The following is a 22,421-nucleotide window of genomic DNA, read 5'->3' as shown; positions in this document are numbered from 1 at the left end:
TACGATAGCAGACGTTTTTAACTATCTGCTCCATATCGCCGTATTCCGGCGTCCGCGTCTGTTTCCCCGCAGTGTCCTGCGGGACCTCTTTTTTCTTTTGGTTCCAGAACATTTTTTTCCCTCTCTAAGTGTCTAAATGGATGCGTCTTCAGAGACCAGTTTCTTTAATTCCCTCTGACCGGCGCCGCCGATCAGCGTATCTGAAGGAACGTCGTTTGTCACAACGCAGCCTGCTCCAACGATGGACCTGTCCCCGATGCTGACCCCTTTAAGAATCATTGAATTCATCCCGATCCAGCAATTTTTGCCTATGATGATCTGCGCCTTCGGTATAGTCAGCTCTCCTTTCGGGGCAATGCCGAGCAGCATGCTGAAATGCCGCCTGCGTTCCTCCCAGTGCGTCGGATGTGTCGTGTTATCGAAAAGCTGCACTCCATGCGCCAGAAGAGTGCCTTCGCCTATCGTGATCTTTTCGGCTGCGCTGATAATTACATTGTCTCCTATGTATACTTCATCCCCGATAAGAAGCTCCCCGTGTTTTTCTATGCGAATGATGCCCCTGCATACTGCATTATTGCCTATTACTACGGCGTCCCGCCTGTTGCGATTGATGATCCTCGCATTGTTTCCAATGCGGACATCTTTTCCAAGGACCGCGTTTTCCCTGAACGCAGTCCATATTTTACGCGAGTAATATTCACTAAACCACCACTCGATCATCGAGAATAAAAGGTTCGACAGGAAACCGCCTTTTCCCGGCTCTGTAACCGCCGCGCCGCTGGCAAAAGCATGGTCCCAGCGCCGCTGTCCGTTCTTTAATTTCATTATATATATTTTTCAGCGGGATAAATAAACTCGCTGCCTTTCAATATCCCTTCGCACAGGACATCAAGCCCTTTGTCCCTTCCGGGTAAAAGATCTTCAAGTGAATCGATTTTTATTTCGTACGGCACTCCGGAGCTGCAGGGTTCCATGAAATCCACAGGGACAAAACGCCTGAAGAAAAAATGGAAGGCATACTTTCTGGCGCGTCTTACAACATCTTCGTCAAGCCGTTTCCCTGCCGGCAGCCGGTCAAGTATACCGAAATAACTTCCGGGTGAATCCGCGTCCTGCGTAAGGCCCTTGTTCCTGATCCACGCTTCGCCTGCCACAATAACGGGGACCCCCATAGCGGTAAGCTCCACTCCTGTTTTTGTCCCATATATAATTACCGAATCGCTGCTTTCGCAAAGGGCATATGTGCTTATCTGGCTTTCCGGTTTTACGAGAAATATGTTTTCAGGCAGCGCGGGATATCTTTTCGCAATCTCGTCCACTATCGGCTGCCGCGAGGGAATGGAGCCCCGCACTTCCGCCGGGTGGACGCGAATAACAAGCTGGAGGTCCTTTCTGCCCTTGAAATATTCGATGGTCTGCAGCAGCCAGTCAAGCATATCTTTGAAGGCATTTGCCTTATAATGCAGTTGCGCATCCCAGAAAACGTTTGTCAGGAGTGTAACGGTCGGCTTCTTTAAATCTATCTTTAGCTCACCGGCTATCTTTGACGCATCATGCACCGGCTGATCGTGAAACCATATCCAGTCCTGGGTGCCGTACCACCTGCTCTTCAGGTAAGAGAGGGCCGCCTCTTCAGTCTTTTTGTTCCAGGCAATATTTTCCCAATTGCTCACAGGCTCATAGATCAGGGAGTGATGATAGGTCTCATGATGAGAAAAAATAAAACATTTTTTCCGGTACGCAACCTGCCAGTTCGCAATTCTGACGTTATTTGCACGGGACACTTCTCCGATCAGCCCATGCGGCACATAGATGCCGTGATTAAAAACCGCGGCCTGGAAATCATGCTTTTTATATACGTTCTGCATTACATGCGTCGTCAACAGCGCAGCTTCAAAATAGCGTCGCAGCACTTTTTCCTCATCAGGGGTATCAAGCAAATTACCGCGTGAGAAAAATCTAAGTGCCCCCGCCATCGCATGCTCTCCCACAGAGAGGCCGCCGATCGTGTGGCTTTTGATTTCCCCTAAAGGCAGATCATGTGCAAGACTGCGGAGCCTTGCGCGTTCTTCATCGGAAATAAACTCACTGAAATACATGACCGGCAGGCCCGTCGCAGAATAGAGCGAGCTCCCCTTTGCGATGCATCCCTTGCACATAATATCAGACAGTCTATAATCCGTTATAACCGAGGGGTCTTTGATCTTTCCTATATGTACACGAAGGCAGGCAGGCAGAAGGCCATCACAAAGAAGGAAATGGACCTTTGCGCCCCTGAGGGTCAAGGCAACGCCGAGGAGGCTCTCGATGATCGTAACTGCGGCATCACCGCCGACGCTCGTTGGGATTAAAACCGGGATGCCGTTTTCTGATTTCTTCCGTGCATCCTCCCAGAGTTCAGGCTTGGTCTTTATGATCGCATCCCACCGGGGCAGTGAGCCGGGTGCGGCCCCTTGCCTTTGTTCTTTAACTGCGGCGGGAGATTTAATAATTTTAGAAATAAATCTTGTGAACATTCTGTAATTGCTGCGTTAGAGAGCGGGACAGCGTGAATTTTTCTAACGGGTTAATCATTTCACTTGGTTACAGATGTGTACATACGGGTTCTCTTTGAGCCCGAGCATATTGCGGGGGATCTTCTGAGTCAGATGATAGGGATTCTGCCAGTTAATAACAGGGTCCATTACGCTGATAAAACGCCCCCTCGTTAAATTGGTCCAGTCCCTGGTGTTTAAACCAAACCTTTCGGTGTCCGGTTCGGGGAACAGCAGTTTGCCCAGCATTAGTCCAAGAGCATTCTTGACGCGCGCCGGATATGGAGATGCTCCGAGGAATTTAAATTTCCCCGCGTATATCTTTGCGTTATCGATCCCGGCCATTGACTGTTTTATTCTATCTTTGCCTTCACGTTCAATATATTCCCGGTGATGCAATACGCTGACATGTTTGGTCATAACAACGCTTTTTCCCGCAGATAACACCGAGGCGGTCAAATCCGTATCGATCGTATATGAGCGATAGAGTTCATTAAAAAATCCTACGGACCTGAGGAGCTCCATACTGAGTACCCCGTGATTGCAGGTGAGAATACCGTATTCCGAAAGCCCTCCTCCGTACGGTTGTCTCTTCCACGGGCCAACCGTGTCCTTCATCTTCAGTCCAACCATGCCTATTTCAGGTTTGTTTTCAAGTAAATTAATCGCCATATCCAGACTGCCGTTCACTATCTCGGTGTCGTCGCTTAACCAGCAGGTATATTTGCTCTCAACCTGCTTCCAAACCTGATTGTAGGCGCGTGATGTCCCTATCAAAGCTCCCTGGAAAAACGGGGTGACGTCTTTGTTCGACTCCAGATATTCAATAGTGCCATCCGTTGACCCGCCGTCAATTACAATGACCTCATGCGAACATTTAGTCCATGATGCTATCGACTCCAAAGTGAGCTTCAATAAGTCGAGACGATTGAATGTTGCTATAAGGATAACAAGAAAATCACTGCGTTTGTTGAGCAATCTCTTTCCCCCCTAAATATTGCCTTGATTAGCCAGTCGGGTTTCCCAGCCGGGATATAGTTACAAATATTATTAAATTATAAAAAAATTCAAACATTCTCCGGCAACCGCTAAAAGTCATAGGATTATTGACAAGTGATGCGTCTTTCTGAGCAATAATAATACATAATAAAGATTGCAACAGGCAATCCCGGCTTAACAACTGCTGATGCCATTGTCTAATTCCAGTTTTTATTTTTTCAGCCTTGCGGTAATTAGTAAATGCCATCCGAGTTTTTTTTCTAAAGCACTAAACATGTCCTGGGGCATTGCTGCAAACCACGGCTGCAATTCATATTCGTACTTCAGATATTTTTCAATTACATACGGGAAAATATGGTCCTGTTCGATACTTATTATTTCAAAGCCTTTTAATAGCTCAGAAACTTCTTCTTTTGTGTATGTGTATGCTATCGGGCATCCGGTCTGGGCTTCAGGCTGATCGAAACCCGCTTCGATCATAAAAGCCTTCCATGAGTTTTTTGCGTACAGCATTAATCTGAATTCGGAATCAGGAGATAAAAAGTTTTTGACAGCGGCAATAACATTTTCTGGGTGTGGGGTATGGTGGATAACTCCGAAAGAGTAAACAAGGTCGAAAGTCTGCGGGGAAACAATGGTTCCCAGCTCCTCAGCGTTTCCCTGGTAAAAAGTGCCGTTAAGCCCATATACCTCAAATCTCTTTTGTGCAATTTTCAGGCTTTCCTCCGACAATTCAAGCGCGGAGTAATCAGCCCCTGCACGGGCAAAATTAACAGCGTCTGTTCCTATGCCGCAGCCGATTTCCAAAACTTTTTTATTCTTCCATCTTTCAAACCGGGCAAAACCGGGTATGTGCGGTTCCACAAAATACTTCCTTTTCTCTACTTCGTCGAAATATTCTTTTGTTCCCACAGGTCGTTCTGAATGCCTTATATTGCATGGCCTGCGGTTCCAGTATTCCCGCACTGTTTCCAATGAGTTCATTGCTGGCTCCTTCCAATTGCGATATATTTAACATTATCTCCGAATTTATTGGGGTCTAATGTCCTCCAACAGTCTATGACCGTGGTAGGATTGTGCATGAAGTAACTGTTATCTATCAACTTAAATTCATCGTCGGGAGTTGTAATGACACAGGTAGACGCATTTGAGAAACAATCCCTTACGGAGGACGCATATAGAATATTGTCTCCGAAATGCGCCCTTGCATTATCCATAGCTATGGGGTCATATGCTATTATCTGCATGTCCTTTTTTAGAAGCTCTTCAATGAGTTTTATTGCGGGAGACTCCTCTATGACCGGCGTGTTGAATTTATAAGCAAGTCCAAGTATGGCAATTGCATTGCCGTTGTGATTGCCTGAGCTATGCCTTGAAACCAGATCGGCAAGATGCTGGACCTGGAGCCGGTTTACCTCATCGGTTGTCTTTGCAAGTTTTGCGTCTACGTTGTATTCCTGGGCAAATGCTGCAAACGCCCTGTTGTCACGGGGGAAGCAGGGCCCCCCGTAACTCAACCCGCCTTTAAGGTAATAAGGAGAAATCCTCTTGTCGGCGCCTAACGCGCTGGTAATGCTGTCAATATCAGCGCCGGGAATTGCTTCGCAGATATTAGACAAGGTGTTGGCAAAACTGATTTTCATTGTTATGTATGAATTAAGGCTTATCTTTGTTATCTCCGCGCTTACAAGCGACATCCTTGCAAAGTAAGGGTTGTTCTCGCATACCGCAGAATAAATTTTTTCAAGCTTCTCTCCCACAGTTTTATCGCTCTCCCCGATAAGCAGCATGTCCGGATTTAAAAAGTCCGTTATTACACTTCCTAAGGCGATAAATTCCGGATTATACGCGACCCCGAAATCTTTATTCAGCTTTTTCCCGGACACGGATTCGATCAGAGGAATAAGACTTGACTGCGTTGTCCCCGGAGAAACCGTAGAGGTGATTACAAAGTCATGATATTTTTTGTCCAGAGACTTTAATGCTTTTGAAAGATGGGTCAAGGCGTCTTTGAGGTATCTTTCGGAAAAATGACCGTCCTCCCTGCTCGGCGTCGGCACTATTAAAAAGGTAATGTCAGAATTTTCAACGGCCTCATTAAAATTCTGAGTCGCCCTTAAGCGCCCTTCCGAGAGGTCTATTAACTCCTGCAGCCTCGGCTCATATACAGGGGCCTTGCCGTTGTTGATTGCATCCACAAAATCTTTATTGATATCAACACCTGTAACTTCAAACCCTTTTGCCGCAAAACATGCCGCTGAGCAAGCGCCGAGTTTACCGAGTCCAATAACTGAAAGTTTATCCATCGCATCCCCCGAGTTAAAGTTTAATATTATCGACTTCCTGCAATCCGATCTCAGAACGTTTGAAGGCCTTGGGCCAGTTACGTTTGAAATGTGTATTTTTCAACTGCCGCGCAACGTGCGCAATTTTTACCGGACTATGCCCTAATTGCCCGGCTATTTGGTCAGACAATGATTTAACTTTCGCTTCCTCCCAGTTTCCGTTGCCATTGAAATTATTCTGTAACAGAGCGACAATTACTTTGTCTAAATCCTGATAGGGCAATCCAAGCTGATCCTCATCTGTTCCGCCGGGAAGCACATCCAGTCCATCGGTTGGTATGGCATCAATTGATTCTTTCGGCACTCCTAAAGCCTCAGCTATAGTGTATTCCTCCAAACCTTTCCATACATATTGAATAGGAGAAAGGTCGCCGACGTCGCCATTAAGAGTCCAGAAACCCATCCACAATTCGGACAAATTGTCTGTTGATACAACCAGGCCGCCTGTAAGCTGGGCTATGTGGTAGAGGGTGATCATTCTTAAACGCACTTTTATGTTGCCGGCGGCTTTTGACTTCTTGTGCGGCAAATCCTTTAATAAATGAGGGTCATTATAATGCTTCAGAATATGTGAGAGTTGACCGTGCACTCCCTCTGAAGAATAATAGTGTCCCATTAAAAAGTGATATTCTTTTGTCAGATCCACTTTTATCCAGGGGGTCTTAAAATGATCGAGCACAACTCTGGCTATTCGTTCTGACTCTAAATCGGATTCACACGGCATAATGACCCCGATCGGTTTAACGCCCTCAATTCCGCTAAGCAACCCTGCTATTACGGAGCTGTCAAGGCCCTCTGATTTTCCGAAGATGGCATAGGTCAAGCCATTCTCTTTAAAATATTTTTGAATTAACGCCCGTATTTTCTTGATTACGATGGTTGCTTCTTCTTTAGAAAAGGTATATGACATATTTGGGGAACCTCCTATATTGGTTATTGTTTTATTGCTGTTCAATCTGCCCTTTTATCCATGCATATGTAACTTTCAATCCGGCCTTTAACGCCATTGACGGCGACCAGCCAAGCTTCTCCCTGATCAGCCGGTTGTCTGAATTTCTTCCCCTAACACCAAGTGGCCCCGGAACGTGTTTAATGGAGAGTTTTTTGCCGGCAATTCCCATGACTGTTCCCGCTAATTGATTGATCGTCACCATTTCTTCCGAGCCGATGTTAACGGGTCCCGTGAAATTTGATCTGGTCAGTCTTATCGAACCCTCAAGGCATTCATCAACATATAAAAATGAGCGGGTCTGTTTGCCGTCCCCCCAGATTTCAATCTCTCCTCCGTCAGGCGTCATGACAACCTTGCGGCAAAGGGCGGCAGGGGATTTCTCACGTCCGCCGGTCCAGGTCCCTTCCGGCCCGAAGATATTATGGTACCTTGCAATTCTGACTTCCATCCCATGATTTCTTTGATATGCTAAATACAACCTTTCGCTGAAAAGCTTTTCCCACCCGTATTCGCTGTCCGGCGCTGCGGGGTACGCGGAGTCTTCAGAACACTTGGGGTTGTCGGGGTCCAGTTGATTGTATTGAGGATACATGCACGCGGAGGATGAATAGAAAATTCTTTTCACATTCCTTTTATGACATGCTTCCAGCATGTTTAAATTGATTGTCGCGGAATTGTGCATGATGTCTGCGTCGTTTGTGCCCGTGAAAACAAACCCCGCCCCGCCCATGTCCGCAGCGAGCTGGTACACTTCGTCAAATTTCATATCAACAATATTCCTGCAGAGATTATAGTCTCTCAAATCTCCGATGACAAAATCATCCGCTTCTGTCTCGCAGAATTCGGGGTATTTCAAATCAACACCTCTTACCCAGCAGCCTTCCTTCCTAAGTCTTTTGACTAAATGATTGCCGATAAAACCGCCGGCGCCCGCTACTAAAACCTTTATTTTTCCATTCATAGTTTCTCCTCTATTTTTAATTAGTTTTAAACCGGTCCCTCTCGCTCACCTCATTTTCAAGGCTGTCGGGGATGACTGCCGGCGAGAAAGTAAGGGCATCCACGCCGTCCAGATATGCTATCAGACACGTATTGCGGATCCGGAAGACTGGCCGCTTGCATGAAAATTCCTGAATGAATTTATAGACACCCGGACTCTTGGCTGCATAATCGTGCCAGACAATAACTCCCCCAGGCCGCAACATATCGAGTGCTTTCTCAGTATCGTTTTTTACATATTCATAAGAATGGTCTGCATCTATAAAAATGTAATCCATTTTCTTTGCATATGGCGAAGTGTCGAACTTAAGGGAATCGTCAAACAACTGGATAATCCGCTGTTTAAAAGGAGACTTTTGGATGAACTTGCCGATGTAAGGCGCATATCTGGGATCATATTCCGGCGGCAGATTGAGCGTGTAAACTCTTGTATTGTCCCCGGTCCCGGCCAGGCTGCATGTCGTCTGCCCCCGGTATGTGCCGAACTCGAAAATGTTTACGGCCTTTATAAAAGCGGCTATCGCGCAGACATATGCCATGTCCGCATGATTGGAATGATGAGATTCTTCATGAATTGTCCCGACAGGTATTCTAATGTCCCCAATACCGTGATATATCTCTGCGAGGTACAGTTCCCTAATCTTACTTCTGGATTGGGAGAAATTCAGTGTGAGATTATTGGCCCACTCGGAAAGGGCAATGTGAAACATCTTAATCAGGTCCTCATTAAGAAAAAGTTGCTCAATCGCCTTATGAAACTCATCGGGCTGGTTCGGATACCATTTTGCAAAGAAGCCATATATGTCAAAATCCTGTTTTGTCTTGAGGGTACTTATCAATCTTTCCACATCTCCGGCATTTTCCGGAAAGCTGTTTATTAATTCGACGAGTTTATTAATTAATACCCTGTAACTTTTTTCTTTAATATACCGTCTTGCAATTGGATAAAATTGATCACGGATATTATTCTCAGCAAGTAGATCCTTCAGCATTTGTTCCAAACTGTCACTTGCAATGATTGCCTGGGTGATCCATTGCAAATCGGGACAGGCAAGTAACTGCTTTACGGTCGCAAGAAAATCTTTCGCTTTAGCCGGCTCCTTAATAACACTGATTAGTTCTCGATTCCGTATAATTTGATCAGCGAAAGTAAAAACATCCCTGTCGCTTAATACCAATTTGGCGAAAGTAAAAACATCCCTGTCGCTTAATATCAGTTTGGCGAAAGTAAAAACATCCCTGTCGCTTAATATCAGTTTTGTAAAACCGAGTAACTCGCGGTCGCCAATTACCTGCTTTGCAAGGCCGAGCAACTCGCGGTCGCCAATTACCTGCTTTGCAAAGCCGAGCAATTCCCGGTCGCCGAACACCTGTTTCGCAAGGCTTAACAATTGTTTCATCTTATTGAATTTATCGAATCCCATATTCCCTTCAATGATAAAAAAGTTAGGGGGAGAAATCTATTTTACTTGCTTGTCTCTTCTGCGAGAAGCTAAACGGACATCTGCAATACCAACTGGACTTTTGCAGTTTATGTCGCGTCTGAAAATATAATTATGCAACCCGCGATGCAATTGATGCTTCTCTGCAGGAACAAAGCCACTGGCATGCAATATATGAATAATGTCAGTAGCTTCATCCACCAAATCTTCATTTATTTCAATCAACAGCGAGCGCAAACCTTCATGCATTAAAACTTGCTTACCTCCTAATAAGATATCGCGCTCGAGACCATCTACGTCAAGTTTAATTAGATTAGGCATCTCCATGCCTGGGATATTTATTAAATCATCAATCGAAAATCCAATAATGCTAAGAGATGCCTTTGGGTCAAATTTTTCGGCCTTGTAATCAATTGCCCGGGAAAAAGAGTGGAGCGATCCGCCAACCTCCATGTTTTCGTAGTGAAATTGATTCAGATAAGTCTTTTTGCATAATGGAATGAGAAGAGGTGTAATGCTGTTTTGACAATTATTCAGGATGATGTTTCGGCATAATTGGTTGAAGTTCATATAACTCGGTTCAAAGGCATACACCTTTGCCTGCCCATTTATCGACTTGGCCGCAAATAATGCGTATGCCCCTACATTTGCTCCGACATCATAGAACACGTCGCCGCAACATAACTCGGATTTTAACCATTCCACTGTCATTGGCTCTTTTCTACACGAATAGATCCTGTTCTGAAGTTCCAATTTCGAATCTACGTGCAAGTATATCTCATGTTCGGAACAATCAAGGGCATGAATTTCAGAAAGACTGTTGCGGAGCATTAATTTTTCTTCCAAAGGAAGGTACCTGCCCCATTTATGGATCGCAGTGGATAGCATTCGCAATAATATACCCGATTTCTTTTTGTCCACGAAAAACTCCTTATGAAGTTCTGCTTGCCCAATCGAAGTCGACACATACCCTGCCGTAGGAGCTCAACGGCAATTTGCCTGTGCCATAAAAATCTCCATCGAGCACCATAAGTTTGCGCGCATTGACAATCTTATCCACAAGTTGCCGGTCAATTAAGAGAGACATGGTAATTTCATAAATTCCGGGCACAAGAGGAAGGCGTTTGATCTTACAAATTAATTGCCCGGTTGGGCTTAGCTTTGTAAGATCAACAGGCAGCACTTCGCTCGGCAATCCAAATATACGCTGTTTTCTATCGTTTTCTATTACAATGCATACAAAAACATCCGAAGCAGGATTAGATAGCCGCTCCTGGAATTTGTAGTCGAGCGCAATATGGATGTCCTGCCCTGTCCTGACCGTTTCGCAGGGATTCTGGTCCTCATCCAAAATAGTGACCCCGGTGAATCTCGCCAGCCCGGTCCCGATCCTGTCTTTCCGGCTTTCAACCTTGACGGTTTCGCTCTTCGGCATTTGCTCCTCCTGGTACAGCTTGACCCCTTCGGTGGCTTCGCCGTCAAAGCGGATCCTGCCGTTCTCCAACCAGATCACTCTTTCGCAAAACCGTACAACCTCTCCCAGGCTGTGCGACACAAACAGGATAGTCCTCCCCCCTGAAGCAAGACCTTCGACACGCTTAAGGCACTTCTGCTGGAAGGCCAGGTCTCCGACGGCGAGGACCTCATCCAACAAAAGAATGTCGGGGTCAAGGTGGGCGGCTACGGAAAAAGCGAGCCGCATATACATGCCGCTCGAATAGTATTTCACCGGCGTATCCAGGAATTTGCCGATCCCTGAAAATTCTACAATATCATCAAATTTCTCATCAATCTCGGCGCGCTCCAATCCATACAATGATGCGTTCAGATAGATGTTCTTCCTGCCGGTGAGATTCGGATTAAATCCTGTTCCTACCTCAAGTAAAGAGGTTACCCTGCCGCATATTTTTACCACACCTTCCGTAGGATAAACCAGCCGTGATAATATTTTCAGCAGGGTCGATTTTCCCGCGCCGTTAAGACCGATAATGCCGATTTTTTCGCCGTGATATACATCGAAACTGATGTCCTTCAGCGCCCAGAATGCGTTTTTCCCATCCTGTATAAAGGGTTGGCTTAAACTTTGCAGCGCTCTGTATGGGGCCAGCAGGGCATCTTTCAACCCGCCGTTCCTTTTGCGGATGAGCTCGATTCCGATGTTGTATTTTTTTGAAATTCCGCTGACTGTGATTACGGGCTTTTCCATTTATAGCTTATCAGCGAAATATATTTCTGCATGCCTGTACATGATCGTGCCGATTACCAGAATCACACAAGAAAAAACTGCCGAATATGCCCACTGAGAAACGGGGAAAGGGAAATCGCTGAACATACATGATCTGAAGGCCAGGAGCGTCCCGGCCATCGGGTTCAGAAAATAAAAAAACCGCCCTCGTGCAGGGATCATATCAGGGGCAAAGATAACAGGAGAAATAAAGATGCCGAGATAAAGAATAAGGCCTAAGAAACGCTCCGAATCCCTGTTTGTAAGTGAAAGTGAAGCGAATATCATCCCGATACCCATACTCAGTGTCATGCACTGAAATAATACCGCAGGCAGAAAAAAGAGGCTTAATCCCGGATAAATGCCGTGCCACATCATCATGAATATGAGAGGAATCGATGCTATTCCAAGGCTGTATAGATTGGAAAGCACCGGGACCATCGGGGTCACGAGACGGGGGAAATATATTTTTTTAATTAGGTTGGCGTCTTGCGTGACACTCGCAGCAGTTGCAGTTGTGGCCTCAAGAAAATAGAACCAGAAAATAAGTCCACTGTAAACATATACGGAGTAGGGGATCGAAACATACATATTGGCGCTTGAGAAGCGCTTGAGAAGCGCAAAAACACTTACCATTGTAAGAGGCCGGGCAACCGCCCAGAACCCCCCCAGGTACATATCATCAAACTGCGCCCTGATATTCCTCCATACCATGCTCCACAGCATATGGCGATATTTGTATAATTCACGGACATTGAGATGCGCCAGCTTTGAAGGCGGACGAATGATTATCTCCTGTTCATGGATGTTATTTTGTGATGTTGCCATTGTATTTCCTTAATGTAACAGGCAGGGAAAAAGAATCCGGATATTCATCCTTCGCAGTTCAGCCTTCGTAGCACTTTGGCGAAGCAGGCTGCTACGGAGAACGGAAGCGGAATGACCAAGTCGTTTTATTCCTAACTTCTTACTAAATCCCTCACACTCTTTACTACATTCTCAACCGTCAGTCCTTCTTCCTTCATTAAACATGCTGCCGAGCCGATGTCTGAGAAGCAGTCCTGTATGCCGATCCTTTTTACCTTTGCCTTTGCCGTTTCAGCGACGACCTCGCATACAGCTCCGCCGAGACCGCCCAGGATATTATGCTCTTCAACTGTTACTATGTTACCTGTTTCAATGGCGGCCTTGAGGACCGCTTTTACATCAAGGGGCTTTACCGACGCCATCTGCAGGACACGGACGTTCAGGCCGTATTTGCTTTTAAGGATATCGGATGCTGTGACTCCTTCATAAGCCATTGTGCCGGTAGTGATAATCGAGGCGTCATTTCCTTTTCTCAACAAGGTCGCTCTGCCTATAGCAAAACGGTCTTTTTCTCCATACACATCTTCCGCATCGCCTGCGCCAAGGCGAATGTAAACAGGACCCTTATGCGCGAGCGCCGCGTCAACCGCCTGTTTCATTTCCCTCACATCGCCGGGCACGAGTACAGTCATGTTCGGGATGGCCCGCATTATGGCTATATCTTCAATGGCGTGATGCGTTGTCCCGGCCGTGCCGGTGCTTATTCCGCCATGCGTTACCAGGAACTTCACATTCATTTTTGTATAAGCGATGGTGGTCCTGACCTGTTCGCATGCGCGCATCGAGATAAATGTGGCAAATGAATGCGCTATGGGTATCTTGCCGGAAAGCGACAATCCGGCGGCGATGCCCACCATGTTTTGTTCTGCGATCCCTACTTCAATATACCTTTCAGGATACACGTTCTGAAATTGCATTGATTGCGTGGATTCCTTGAGGTCTGCTTCAAGAACGATTATGTCTTTATTTTTCGCGCCGAGCCCGGCCAGGTACTTGCCGTACTCTATTCTCATTGATTGCTTTGCCATGTTCTTTTAATTTTAAACAAACCTCCTTTTTTGCAATTTCAGCGTGATCGCCTTTGAGCGCCTTGCCGTGCCATTCGGGATTATTTTCCATGAACGATATCCCTTTCCCTTTGACTGTATCGGCAATAATGAGCGAAGGCTTCCTCTCCTTAAAGGGGATTTCTTTCAGCGTGGCTGCGATTTCATGGATGTCGTGGCCGTCAATGGTTTTTACCGCCCATCCGAAGGCCTTCCATTTTGCCGCATAAGGCTCAAGCGACATCACATCTTCGGTGAACCCGTCTATCTGTATCCTGTTTCTGTCCACGATAGCCGTGAGATTGTCCAGCTTATAGTGACTGGCGGACATGGCGGCTTCCCAGATCGAGCCTTCCTGCGTCTCGCCGTCGCCCAGAAGGACAAAAGTCCTGTATCTCTTTTTGTCGAGTTTGGCTGCCAGCGCCATCCCTACGCCGACGGAAAGCCCGTGGCCCAGAGAGCCGGTGCTCATCTCAACGCCCGGCACTTTGTGCATGTCGGGATGCCCCCCCAGGATGCTGTTGTCCTGCCTGAAAGTCAGGAGGGTCTTTCGGTCAAAAAAGCCCCTCAGATGCATGACCGAATAAAGCGCAACCGATGAATGTCCTTTGCTCAAAATGAAGCGGTCGCGTTTGTCCCATTTCGGATTTGACGGGTCTATTTTTAATGTATTGAAAAACAGCACCGTCATTATATCTAAGCTGGAGAATGCGCCCCCGGGATGCCCGCATCCGGCGCAGATCAAAGAATCTACTATTGCATGTCGCGCCTCTGCGGAAAGTTTTTGCAGTTTTTTGATGTCGTTTATCATGTCCGCCTCTTTATGTATTGTCTACTTTTTCTGTCATTCCGGCAGTCTCCCCGATTACTACCTTCGAGGACAGGCTTAAGCCGGAATCCAGTCTTGATTTTCTGGATTCCCGCTCAACAAACTGCGGGAATGACGGTCCAATGGTTCTCTATATACAAATTCTACGTTGTTTTGAACTGAGAATTTTGTGCAACCCCGCTGTAGTCGATGTAGATTGTTTTCCATTCCGAAAAAACATCCAGCGCCTGCGTACCCGGCTCGCGTGTTCCTATCCCTGATTTCTTTACGCCGCCAAAGGGCATGTGCGGCTCCGAGCCGAAGGTCGGGGCATTTACATAACAGCAGCCGGCCTGGATTTTTTCAAGGGCCAGCATGGCAATATCAACGTTTGCCGTAAAGATGGATGCGGTCAACCCGTATTCGACGGAATTAATTTTCGCAATCGCGTCCTGCAGGTTTGAGATCTTAAAGACCGCAAGCACGGGACCGAATATTTCTTCCTGCGCAAGCCTGGAATTTATATCAACATCGGTAAAAATGGTCGGCTCAATAAAATTGCCTTTTGCAAGATCACCCTCCGTCAAAGCCCTGCCTCCGAGTAAAAGCTTCGCGCCGTCCTTTTTCGCGCCTTCTATGTACGACATGATGCTTGTAAATTGTCTTTTGTTGATTATCGGGCAGACCTTTGTGTCGGCATCGCTCCCTTTGCCGACTTTCATCTTCCCGGTTTCAGCAAGGAGCTTTTTCAGGAATTCATCATATACGGCCTCATGAACAAAGACGCGGCTTGTTGAAGCGCATCTCTGCCCGGCAGTGGAAAAAGCCCCTGACGCAACCGCTTTTGAGGCGGAATCGAGGTCAGCGTCATTCATGACTATCAAACCGTTCTTGCCGCCAAGCTCAAGGGAGCATCCCTTCAGTTGGCGACCGCATTCCTCGGCTATCATTTTTCCCACATTGGTCGAGCCTGTAAAGGACATTAAATCCACGTCCTTGTTTTTCACGAGGGCCTTTCCTGTTTCAACGCCTGTTCCGTAGACAATGTTCACGACTCCGTCAGGGAACCCGGCCTCTTTTAAAAGCTCGCCTAATAAATGCGCTGTCAGCGGTGTGTCTTCAGAAGGTTTCAAAACAACAGTGTTGCCGCAGATCAACGCGGGGAAGAGTTTCCAGGTGATTATCGCCATGGGGGCATTCCACGCGGTGATCAATCCGCATATCCCGACCGGGACTCTTTTTGTCAGCGCCCATCTTTTCTCAAGGGCTGAAAAACTTGTCTGCCCGTACATGCGGCGTCCTTCCCCAGCCATAAAATAAGCAACGTCCGCGCTGGACCTTATATCGCCCATCGATTCAGGCATTGTCTTTCCCATCTCCCTGACTATTACCTTCGCAAGCCTTTCCTGGTTTGCCAGCAGCAACTCACCGGCCCTGTAAATTAACTCTCCTCTTTTTGGAGGCGGCATATCGCTCCATGAAGGGAGGGCGTCTTTTGCCGCCTGTACCGCGAGCTCAATATCTTTAGCGCCTGATTTGGGAAATAAACCGACGATGTCGCTGCTGTCGGCTGGATTGATGTTCTCGAAATATTCTCCTGAAGCAGGCGGAACTGATTTCCCGTTGATCAAATTATTGTATTTTTCCATCACGCCTCCAGATTATCACCATGCTGAAAAACCTCCGTCCACAATGAGATTTGACCCCGTCATATACGAAGACGCATTGGATGATAAAAATAATATCGCGCCGTTATATTCGTCCTGATCTGCCATGCGCCCCAGTGGGACCTTGTTTGAATAGTTTTTCAGGAAAGTCGCGTCCTGGTTATTGAACACACCCCCGATCGTCAGGGTGTTTACCCGTACGCCTTTTTTTGACCAGTATGTTGCCAGATACCGGGTAAGGTTTAATACTCCCGATTTGCTTACGCAATATGTCACCGGCTTGATAAACGGCTTCTCCTTGTATTCATAGATCCTCTGGTCGGGGGAAAGTATCCCGTATATGGATGCGATATTTATTATGGAGCCTCCGCCTGCTTTTGCCATATGCCCGCCAATTACCTGGCAGCAGAGGAACATGCCCTTGAGATTGACGTCCATCATTATGTCCCATGAAGATTCTGGATAGGTTTCAAACGGTCCAGTCTCGTGCTCATCCGCATTTGGCGGGGCATCAATCGCCGCGTTGTTTATTAAAATGTCAGGGTTGCCAAGAACGGATATTGTTTGCCGCAAAGCGTTCTCTATTGACTCCCGTTTCGTTATGTCTACTTCAACCTTGAGCAGCCGTTGGGAATTGATTTCTTTAAGGCGTCCTCTCGGATTGTCTATTTTCAAATCGAAGGCCGCAACGGACGCACCTGCATCGAGAAGCGTCTGTGTATATTGTGTGCCGAGCTGCCCGGCTGCCCCGGTGACAATTGCGGTTCTGCCGGTCAGATCGAAGAGTTTTTTTATACTATCCATGGGCAGTCCTTAATCGTTTAGCGTCCTTCTGTTTTCTTGCCGCCGCAACAAAGTCACAGAACTCCCGCACTGCGCCGTGACCGCCTTTTGTCTGCGTTACATGTATTGAGGCCTTTACAACTTCGGGATAGGCGTCGGATACGCAAACAGGGAAACCGACGATCTTGAGGCATTCAAGGTCGTTTATATCATTTCCCATATATGCAATATTGTTAAGGTGGATATTTAATTTTTCGGCTTCGAGCTTTAATGTCCCGGATTTATTATCACACCCGTGAATGCACGGCAAATTGAGCTTTTTACATCTTGCGCTCACGACGGAATTTTTCTCGGTTGAAATAACCAGTAATTTTATACCGGCGCTTCTTGCTGCATCCAGTCCGAAGCCGTCGGACCTGCTGCATAATACTCCCTCTGTGCCGTCCTGCAGGACCAATACGCGATTGTCGGTAAACACGCCGTCGAAATCAAAGACGATCATTTGGATCTGTTTCGCCGTGTCAGCCGTCAATTTCTTAAGATTTTGCCTTGCCTTCATTTTGAGTTTTATTCTACGTTATCCGGTGACAGGGCGGCCTCATCATCAAGGTTGATCTTCAGTTTTTTACCGATGATCTTATCAATCATGTACGGCGGGGTCCCGTTGGTGGGTGTTTTCAGACAGATGTCATCCCAGGTAATTATTGTTCCAGCCGATAAAGGGCGGGAAGTATAAATCCCTTTTCCCATCTTCTTTTTTGCCTCGACTTCAAAATCATAAACTGTTTTGCTGCTGTCGCCAAGCGCGATATCCACCCGGCGCAAATCCCTTATTTGTTTGCGAAGCCCTTCCGGTTCGAGGGAGAACCGGTGGTCCGTTCCTTTCCACGAACGGTTTAAGGTGAAATGTTTTTCCAGCACAGTTGCGCCCATCATATATGAAATTACAGCGGCAAGGATACCGTTATCGTGACCGGAATATCCTATGATCACATCGGGAAATTCTTTCTTTAATGTGTCAATCACTTTTAAATTGAGATTGTGATATTCGGTCGGATAACCTGCTATACAGTGCATAAGACAAAGCTTGTCGTTATATTTGGTAACAGCTTTATATGCAATACGGATTTCTTCCATGGTTGCGGCTCCGGTTGAGACAAACATGGGCTTGCCCAGTTTTGCAATATATTCCAGCAGAGGGGTATTCGTTACATCCGCTGATGCAATCTTAAAACTTGTTATCCCGAGACCGTTAAGAAAATCCGCGCTTTTAAAATCAAAGGCTGTAGACATGAACTCGACGCCGTTTTCTTCAGCGCACTTCATGCATTCCATATAAGCAGCCCTGTCGAATTCAAGAAATTCCCTGTGCTCGCCATAAGTTGCTCCATAGCTGTTTTCATTGTCATATGGTTTATTGTACATCGCTTTGGTATAGAGAGTTTTGTTGTCCCTCTTCTGCAATTTTACCGCCTGTACGCCGTATGACGCGGCAACTTTAATCATTTTAAGGGCCGTCTCAAGGTTCCCCTGATGATTATGTCCGATCTCTGCAATTACGTAACATGGACCATTAGTAGATATTTTGCTTTTGCCAAAGTTGATTGTATTCATAAAAACCTCCTAAGAAAATCGGCATTTTTCTGACCGCCCTTTGTAATGTGAAATAATTTTCTATGTAAGAGCGGGTTTTAGTTTAAGGAAAGAAAAAGTATAACAATATGCAATTATAAATTCCAATTCACATATTTAATACTTTTTCTATTTTGTTTGAAAACCGGATTTGAATCTTTCTATGTTTATTGGGACAAATCTTTATAAGTTATGCCCGGCGACAGGGTTGTATTAGAAGTTTCAAACTGCAATATCTGCTTAACCCGTGCTTTCCACATACCAGTCATAAGTCATTTTTATTCCGTCGCTGAGGCTGATTTTCGGCATCCAGCCCAGAGATTTTAATTTCGATATGTCCAAAAGCTTACGCGGGGACCCGTCAGGTTTGTTTCTATCCCAGACAATTTCACCTTTAAACCCTGCGATATGCTTTACCAATTCAGCAAGCTCTCTAATAGTTATATCTTCCCCTGAACCTATGTTGACAATTTCGCTGCCTTCATAATTGCGCATTAAGAAAATACAGGCGTCCGCCAGGTCATCTACGTGCAAAAGCTCTCTTCTTGGAGAGCCGGTACCCCAAAGGGTTACGGAATCATGTCCTGATTTTTTTACGTCGTGAAATTTCCTGATAAGGGCAGGCAGCACATGTGACGTCTCAAGGTCGAAATTGTCATTGAGGCCGTACAAATTTGTCGGCATTACGGATACGAATTTTGTTCCGTACTGCCTGTTATATGACTGGCACATTTTTATGCCGGCAATTTTTGCTATTGCATATGGCTCATTTGTGGGCTCGAGCTTGCCTGTCAGCAGATACTCCTCTTTCATCGGCTGGGGAGCTAACTTCGGGTATATGCAGGAGCTTCCGAAATAAAGGAGTTTTGTAACTCCATATCTATATGCTGAATGAATAATATTTGCTTGTAATATAATGTTGTCATAGATAAACTCAGCGGGGTATAGATTGTTTGCAAGAATGCCACCGACTTTCGCGGCAGCCAGGAAAACATATTCCGGCTTCTCATCTTTAAAGAAATTTTCTACCTCGATTTGCCTGGTGAGGTCGAGTTCGGAGCGGGTGCGGACGACAATGTTTGTGTATCCTTCTGACCGGAGTTTCCGCAGCAATGCAGACCCGACCAACCCTCTATGTCCCGCAATATATATTTTAGTGCGTTTCTCCATTTATTGAGATTATAAATTTAACAATAATGACTATATATTCTGCTTTCGTTCACCGTGCCATTATTTGATTTTTAGTCCAGGATATTTCTTTTGCGTTCAAAATGTCCTTACCTTTACCTGGGGGGGTAAGCCCGATCAGCTCCATATCTGCGTCCACCATTATTTTCACAAGCTCCTTAAATGTGACCTTCGGCTGCCAGTTAAGTTTTCTCCCGGCTTTTGAGGCGTCAGCAAGCAGATAATCCACTTCTGCCGGGCGGAAATAACGGCTGTCAATTTCAATTATCGTATCTCCGGTATTGAAATTTGTATTTCTTGCAGATGAACGGACGATCCCTTTTTCATTTAATTTATTGCCCCACCACTCAAGTTCTATGCCGACATAATTAAAAGCGTGTTCAATAAATTCCCTGACGGAATGGCTTTCAGCGGTTCCGATTACATAATCGTCAGGTTCGTCCTGTTGAAGCATCAGCCACTGGCACTCTACATATTCCGGGGCAAAACCCCAGTCTCTCCGCGCATCCAAATTCCCTAAAAAGAGCTTTCCCTGTTTTCCCGCGAGAATATTTGCCAATGTTAATGTAATTTTCCGGGTTACAAACGTCTCACCTCTACGCGGTGATTCATGGTTAAAGAGAATGCCATTGCATGCAAACAGATTATATCCTTCCCTGTAATTCACCGTCATCCAATACGAATATACTTTTGCGGCGGCATAAGGGCTTCTTGGATGAAACAACGTCTTTTCATTTTGTGGCGGCGGAGCGGAGCCAAACATCTCTGATGAAGAAGCCTGATAGAATTTAGATTTTATTCCACTTCTTCTTACAGCTTCAAGGACCCGTATTGTCCCGAGGGCAGTTACATCTCCTGTATATTCAGGCATATCAAAACTTACTCTGACGTGGCTCTGCGCACCGAGGTGATAAATCTCATCAGGCTGGATATTATAAATAAGGTTGGTAAGTTGTCCTGCGTCTGTAAGATCACCGTAATGAAGGAACAGCCTTGCGCTCGGGGTATGGGGATCAACATATAAATGATTTATCCTCTTTGTGTTAAAGGTGCTCGCCCGACGGATAAGACCATGTACCTCATAATCTTTGGAAAGCAAGAACTCAGCAAGATATGAGCCGTCCTGTCCGGTAATGCCGGTAATTAAAGCGCGTTTCATTATTTTGTCTCCTTAGTCACTGCTCCGCCCTTTCAGTTACAATTTTGCAACTTACAGGGACATATGTGTAGAGGCGAACGGGAGTCCGCCCGAATGAAGGTCACGGCATTGCCGTGCCCCTATGGTTTATAACGAATAAATTTTCCAGGCGTCAATACCGAGAGTTTTTATCCTATTCAGCTCTTTCTCATTGAACGAAGCTATCAGTATAGCATCATAATCCAATTTTGGAACGTCATTATAAGAATAAATATGATAACCGAAAAATCCTTTTTCTTCTTTATTGCCGTCAACCACGCCAACAAGGTTCAGCGGCAGGCCGCGCAGGGACAAATAAGATAATTCCGCAATCTCCCCGTCACCCCATATCAGGATGTTTTTAATCCCGGCTTCTATCATTTGCCCATAAATACTGTCGATCCGCTGCCGCGCATCTTTGAAATAGTTGATGGAGGATTGCATGTAGTGGTACGTCAAATCAACCCTGTGCGCAAAGCCTTTTGGGGTCAGCGCATATTTCACCCGGTTCATAGGGCCTTTATTAATTTTTATATGGCCTTTTCTTGCCAGTCTTTTAATGTATGCGTTGACAAGCCCGAGAGCGATGTTGAGTTTGCTTGAAAGGGTACGCTGAGTGACGAGGGACTCGCTGTTTATTTCATTAAGAATTCTCAGAGTTATATTATCATGCTTGCTGCTGCCGGGTTTGTTCATGACATGAACAAGATACTTGTTTTGATTTCATTTGTCAAGAACCGGAAATCGATGTATTCTCTTTTACTGCCTGGTCATTCCGGCTTTTTCAGCCTGTTCCTTGATCCACTTATAAGTTGTCTTCAACCCGTTCTTCAACGGTCTCGAAGGCGCCCAGCCGAGTTTCTTTTTTATAAACCGGTTGTCCGAATTTCTGCCCCTCACGCCAAGAGGACCAGGGACATGCTTTATAGAGAGTTTTTTGCCTGCAATCTTCATTATTATCTCTGCCAGCTGATTAATTGTAACCATCTCCTCGGAGCCGATATTTACGGGACCTGTAAAACTGGACCTGGTTAATCTTATTGTGCCTTCAAGACATTCATCGACATATAAGAATGAACGGGTTTGTTTGCCGTCGCCCCAGATTTCAATCTCTCCTTTGTCAGGAGTTACGATCACTTTTCTGCAAAGGGCTGCGGGAGATTTTTCACGTCCTCCCGTCCATGTGCCCTCCGGACCGAAGATGTTGTGGTATCTCGCAATCCGGACTTCCATCCCGTGATTTCTTTGATATGCCAAATATAATCTTTCACTGAAAAGCTTTTCCCACCCGTATTCGCTGTCAGGCGCTGCAGGGTATGCGGAATCCTCGGAACATTTCGGATTGTCGGGATTCATTTGATTGTACTCTGGATACATGCAGGCTGATGATGAGTAAAAAATTCTTTTCACGTTCCTTTTGTGACAGGCCTCCAGTATGTTCAAATTAATTGTTGCGGAATTGTGCATGATGTCTGCGTCGTTTGTGCCCGTGAAAACAAACCCCGCTCCGCCCATGTCTGCTGCAAGCTGGTACACTTCATTGAATTTTGTGTCAACAATGCTTCTGCAGAGATTATAGTCTCTCAGGTCTCCGATGACAAAATCATCAGCCGCCGTTTCACCAAACTCCGGATATTTTAAGTCTACCCCCCTTACCCAGAAACCCTCTCTTTTGAGTCTTTTCACAAGATGACTTCCAATGAATCCCCCTGCGCCGCATATTAGAGCTTTCTTCTGTTTTTCCATCTTAGTCCTCCA

At 45.9% G+C, this 22,421-nt stretch carries 21 protein-coding genes; all 21 read right to left on the bottom strand.

All coding sequences use genetic code 11. The annotated features are described in order from the left end of the window. Window positions 1-132 precede the first annotated feature (132 nt). The gene (locus HZB61_01565; protein ID MBI5055293.1) at window positions 133-825 is read right to left on the bottom strand and encodes an acyltransferase; all 693 of its coding nucleotides are present in this window, start codon (window positions 823-825) and stop codon (window positions 133-135) included. After that, complete coding sequence (locus HZB61_01560; protein MBI5055292.1) at window positions 825-2,516, bottom strand: capsule biosynthesis protein; 1,692 nt, start codon at window positions 2,514-2,516, stop codon at window positions 825-827. The genes HZB61_01565 and HZB61_01560 overlap by 1 nt, the downstream gene beginning before the upstream one ends. Window positions 2,517-2,570: 54 nt before the next feature. Beyond that, window positions 2,571-3,512, bottom strand: a complete 942-nt coding sequence (locus HZB61_01555; GenBank protein MBI5055291.1) for a glycosyltransferase — start codon at window positions 3,510-3,512, stop codon at window positions 2,571-2,573. Window positions 3,513-3,743: 231 nt separating this feature from the next. Then, the gene (locus HZB61_01550; protein ID MBI5055290.1) at window positions 3,744-4,517 is read right to left on the bottom strand and encodes a methyltransferase domain-containing protein; all 774 of its coding nucleotides are present in this window, start codon (window positions 4,515-4,517) and stop codon (window positions 3,744-3,746) included. After that, window positions 4,514-5,839 carry a UDP-glucose/GDP-mannose dehydrogenase family protein gene (locus HZB61_01545; GenBank protein MBI5055289.1) on the bottom strand — a complete coding sequence of 442 codons (1,326 nt, stop codon included), beginning with the start codon at window positions 5,837-5,839 and terminating at the stop codon, window positions 4,514-4,516. The genes HZB61_01550 and HZB61_01545 overlap by 4 nt, the downstream gene beginning before the upstream one ends. 13 nt (window positions 5,840-5,852) lie before the next feature. Next, window positions 5,853-6,788, bottom strand: a complete 936-nt coding sequence (gene nadE / locus HZB61_01540; GenBank protein MBI5055288.1) for an NAD(+) synthase — start codon at window positions 6,786-6,788, stop codon at window positions 5,853-5,855. Window positions 6,789-6,819: 31 nt separating this feature from the next. Then, window positions 6,820-7,791 (bottom strand): NAD-dependent epimerase/dehydratase family protein, encoded by a 972-nt coding sequence (locus tag HZB61_01535; protein MBI5055287.1) that lies wholly within the window; start codon window positions 7,789-7,791, stop codon window positions 6,820-6,822. Window positions 7,792-7,807: 16 nt separating this feature from the next. Then, window positions 7,808-8,821 carry a class I SAM-dependent methyltransferase gene (locus tag HZB61_01530; GenBank protein MBI5055286.1) on the bottom strand — a complete coding sequence of 338 codons (1,014 nt, stop codon included), beginning with the start codon at window positions 8,819-8,821 and terminating at the stop codon, window positions 7,808-7,810. Window positions 8,822-9,289: 468 nt separating this feature from the next. Next, window positions 9,290-10,192, bottom strand: a complete 903-nt coding sequence (locus tag HZB61_01525) for an FkbM family methyltransferase (GenBank protein ID MBI5055285.1) — start codon at window positions 10,190-10,192, stop codon at window positions 9,290-9,292. Between the two features lie 10 nt (window positions 10,193-10,202). Beyond that, window positions 10,203-11,477: an ABC transporter ATP-binding protein gene (locus HZB61_01520; GenBank protein ID MBI5055284.1), complete on the bottom strand. Its 1,275-nt coding sequence runs from the start codon at window positions 11,475-11,477 to the stop codon at window positions 10,203-10,205. After that, a complete protein-coding gene (locus tag HZB61_01515; GenBank protein ID MBI5055283.1) occupies window positions 11,478-12,323 on the bottom strand; it encodes an ABC transporter permease in 846 nt (281 codons plus the stop codon). A gap of 131 nt (window positions 12,324-12,454) precedes the next feature. After that, the gene (locus HZB61_01510; GenBank protein MBI5055282.1) at window positions 12,455-13,390 is read right to left on the bottom strand and encodes a transketolase family protein; all 936 of its coding nucleotides are present in this window, start codon (window positions 13,388-13,390) and stop codon (window positions 12,455-12,457) included. Beyond that, window positions 13,326-14,219 (bottom strand): transketolase, encoded by an 894-nt coding sequence (locus HZB61_01505; protein ID MBI5055281.1) that lies wholly within the window; start codon window positions 14,217-14,219, stop codon window positions 13,326-13,328. The genes HZB61_01510 and HZB61_01505 overlap by 65 nt, the downstream gene beginning before the upstream one ends. 161 nt (window positions 14,220-14,380) lie before the next feature. Beyond that, window positions 14,381-15,865 (bottom strand): aldehyde dehydrogenase family protein, encoded by a 1,485-nt coding sequence (locus tag HZB61_01500; GenBank protein MBI5055280.1) that lies wholly within the window; start codon window positions 15,863-15,865, stop codon window positions 14,381-14,383. Between the two features lie 15 nt (window positions 15,866-15,880). Continuing rightward, a complete protein-coding gene (locus HZB61_01495; GenBank protein ID MBI5055279.1) occupies window positions 15,881-16,687 on the bottom strand; it encodes an SDR family oxidoreductase in 807 nt (268 codons plus the stop codon). Continuing rightward, window positions 16,680-17,225 (bottom strand): HAD hydrolase family protein, encoded by a 546-nt coding sequence (locus HZB61_01490; GenBank protein MBI5055278.1) that lies wholly within the window; start codon window positions 17,223-17,225, stop codon window positions 16,680-16,682. Before HZB61_01490 ends, HZB61_01495 begins: the two co-directional genes overlap by 8 nt. Window positions 17,226-17,233: 8 nt before the next feature. Then, a complete protein-coding gene (locus HZB61_01485; protein MBI5055277.1) occupies window positions 17,234-18,280 on the bottom strand; it encodes an N-acetylneuraminate synthase family protein in 1,047 nt (348 codons plus the stop codon). Window positions 18,281-18,538: 258 nt separating this feature from the next. Beyond that, on the bottom strand, window positions 18,539-19,468 hold the full coding sequence (locus HZB61_01480) for a GDP-L-fucose synthase (GenBank protein MBI5055276.1): 930 nt from the start codon (window positions 19,466-19,468) through the stop codon (window positions 18,539-18,541). A 49-nt stretch (window positions 19,469-19,517) separates the two neighbouring features. Continuing rightward, window positions 19,518-20,645 carry a GDP-mannose 4,6-dehydratase gene (gmd, locus tag HZB61_01475; protein ID MBI5055275.1) on the bottom strand — a complete coding sequence of 376 codons (1,128 nt, stop codon included), beginning with the start codon at window positions 20,643-20,645 and terminating at the stop codon, window positions 19,518-19,520. 126 nt (window positions 20,646-20,771) lie between these two features. Next, window positions 20,772-21,359, bottom strand: coding sequence for a winged helix-turn-helix transcriptional regulator (locus HZB61_01470; protein MBI5055274.1), 588 nt, complete (start codon window positions 21,357-21,359; stop codon window positions 20,772-20,774). Window positions 21,360-21,422: 63 nt separating this feature from the next. Then, entirely contained in the window at window positions 21,423-22,409 is a 987-nt protein-coding gene (locus HZB61_01465; GenBank protein MBI5055273.1) for an NAD-dependent epimerase/dehydratase family protein, read from the bottom strand. Between the last annotated feature and the right edge of the window lie 12 nt (window positions 22,410-22,421).

Source organism: Nitrospirota bacterium, assembly GCA_016214845.1.
Taxonomy (GTDB): domain Bacteria; phylum Nitrospirota; class Thermodesulfovibrionia; order UBA6902; family UBA6902; genus SURF-23.
This window is presented reverse-complemented; position numbering and strand designations above follow the sequence as displayed.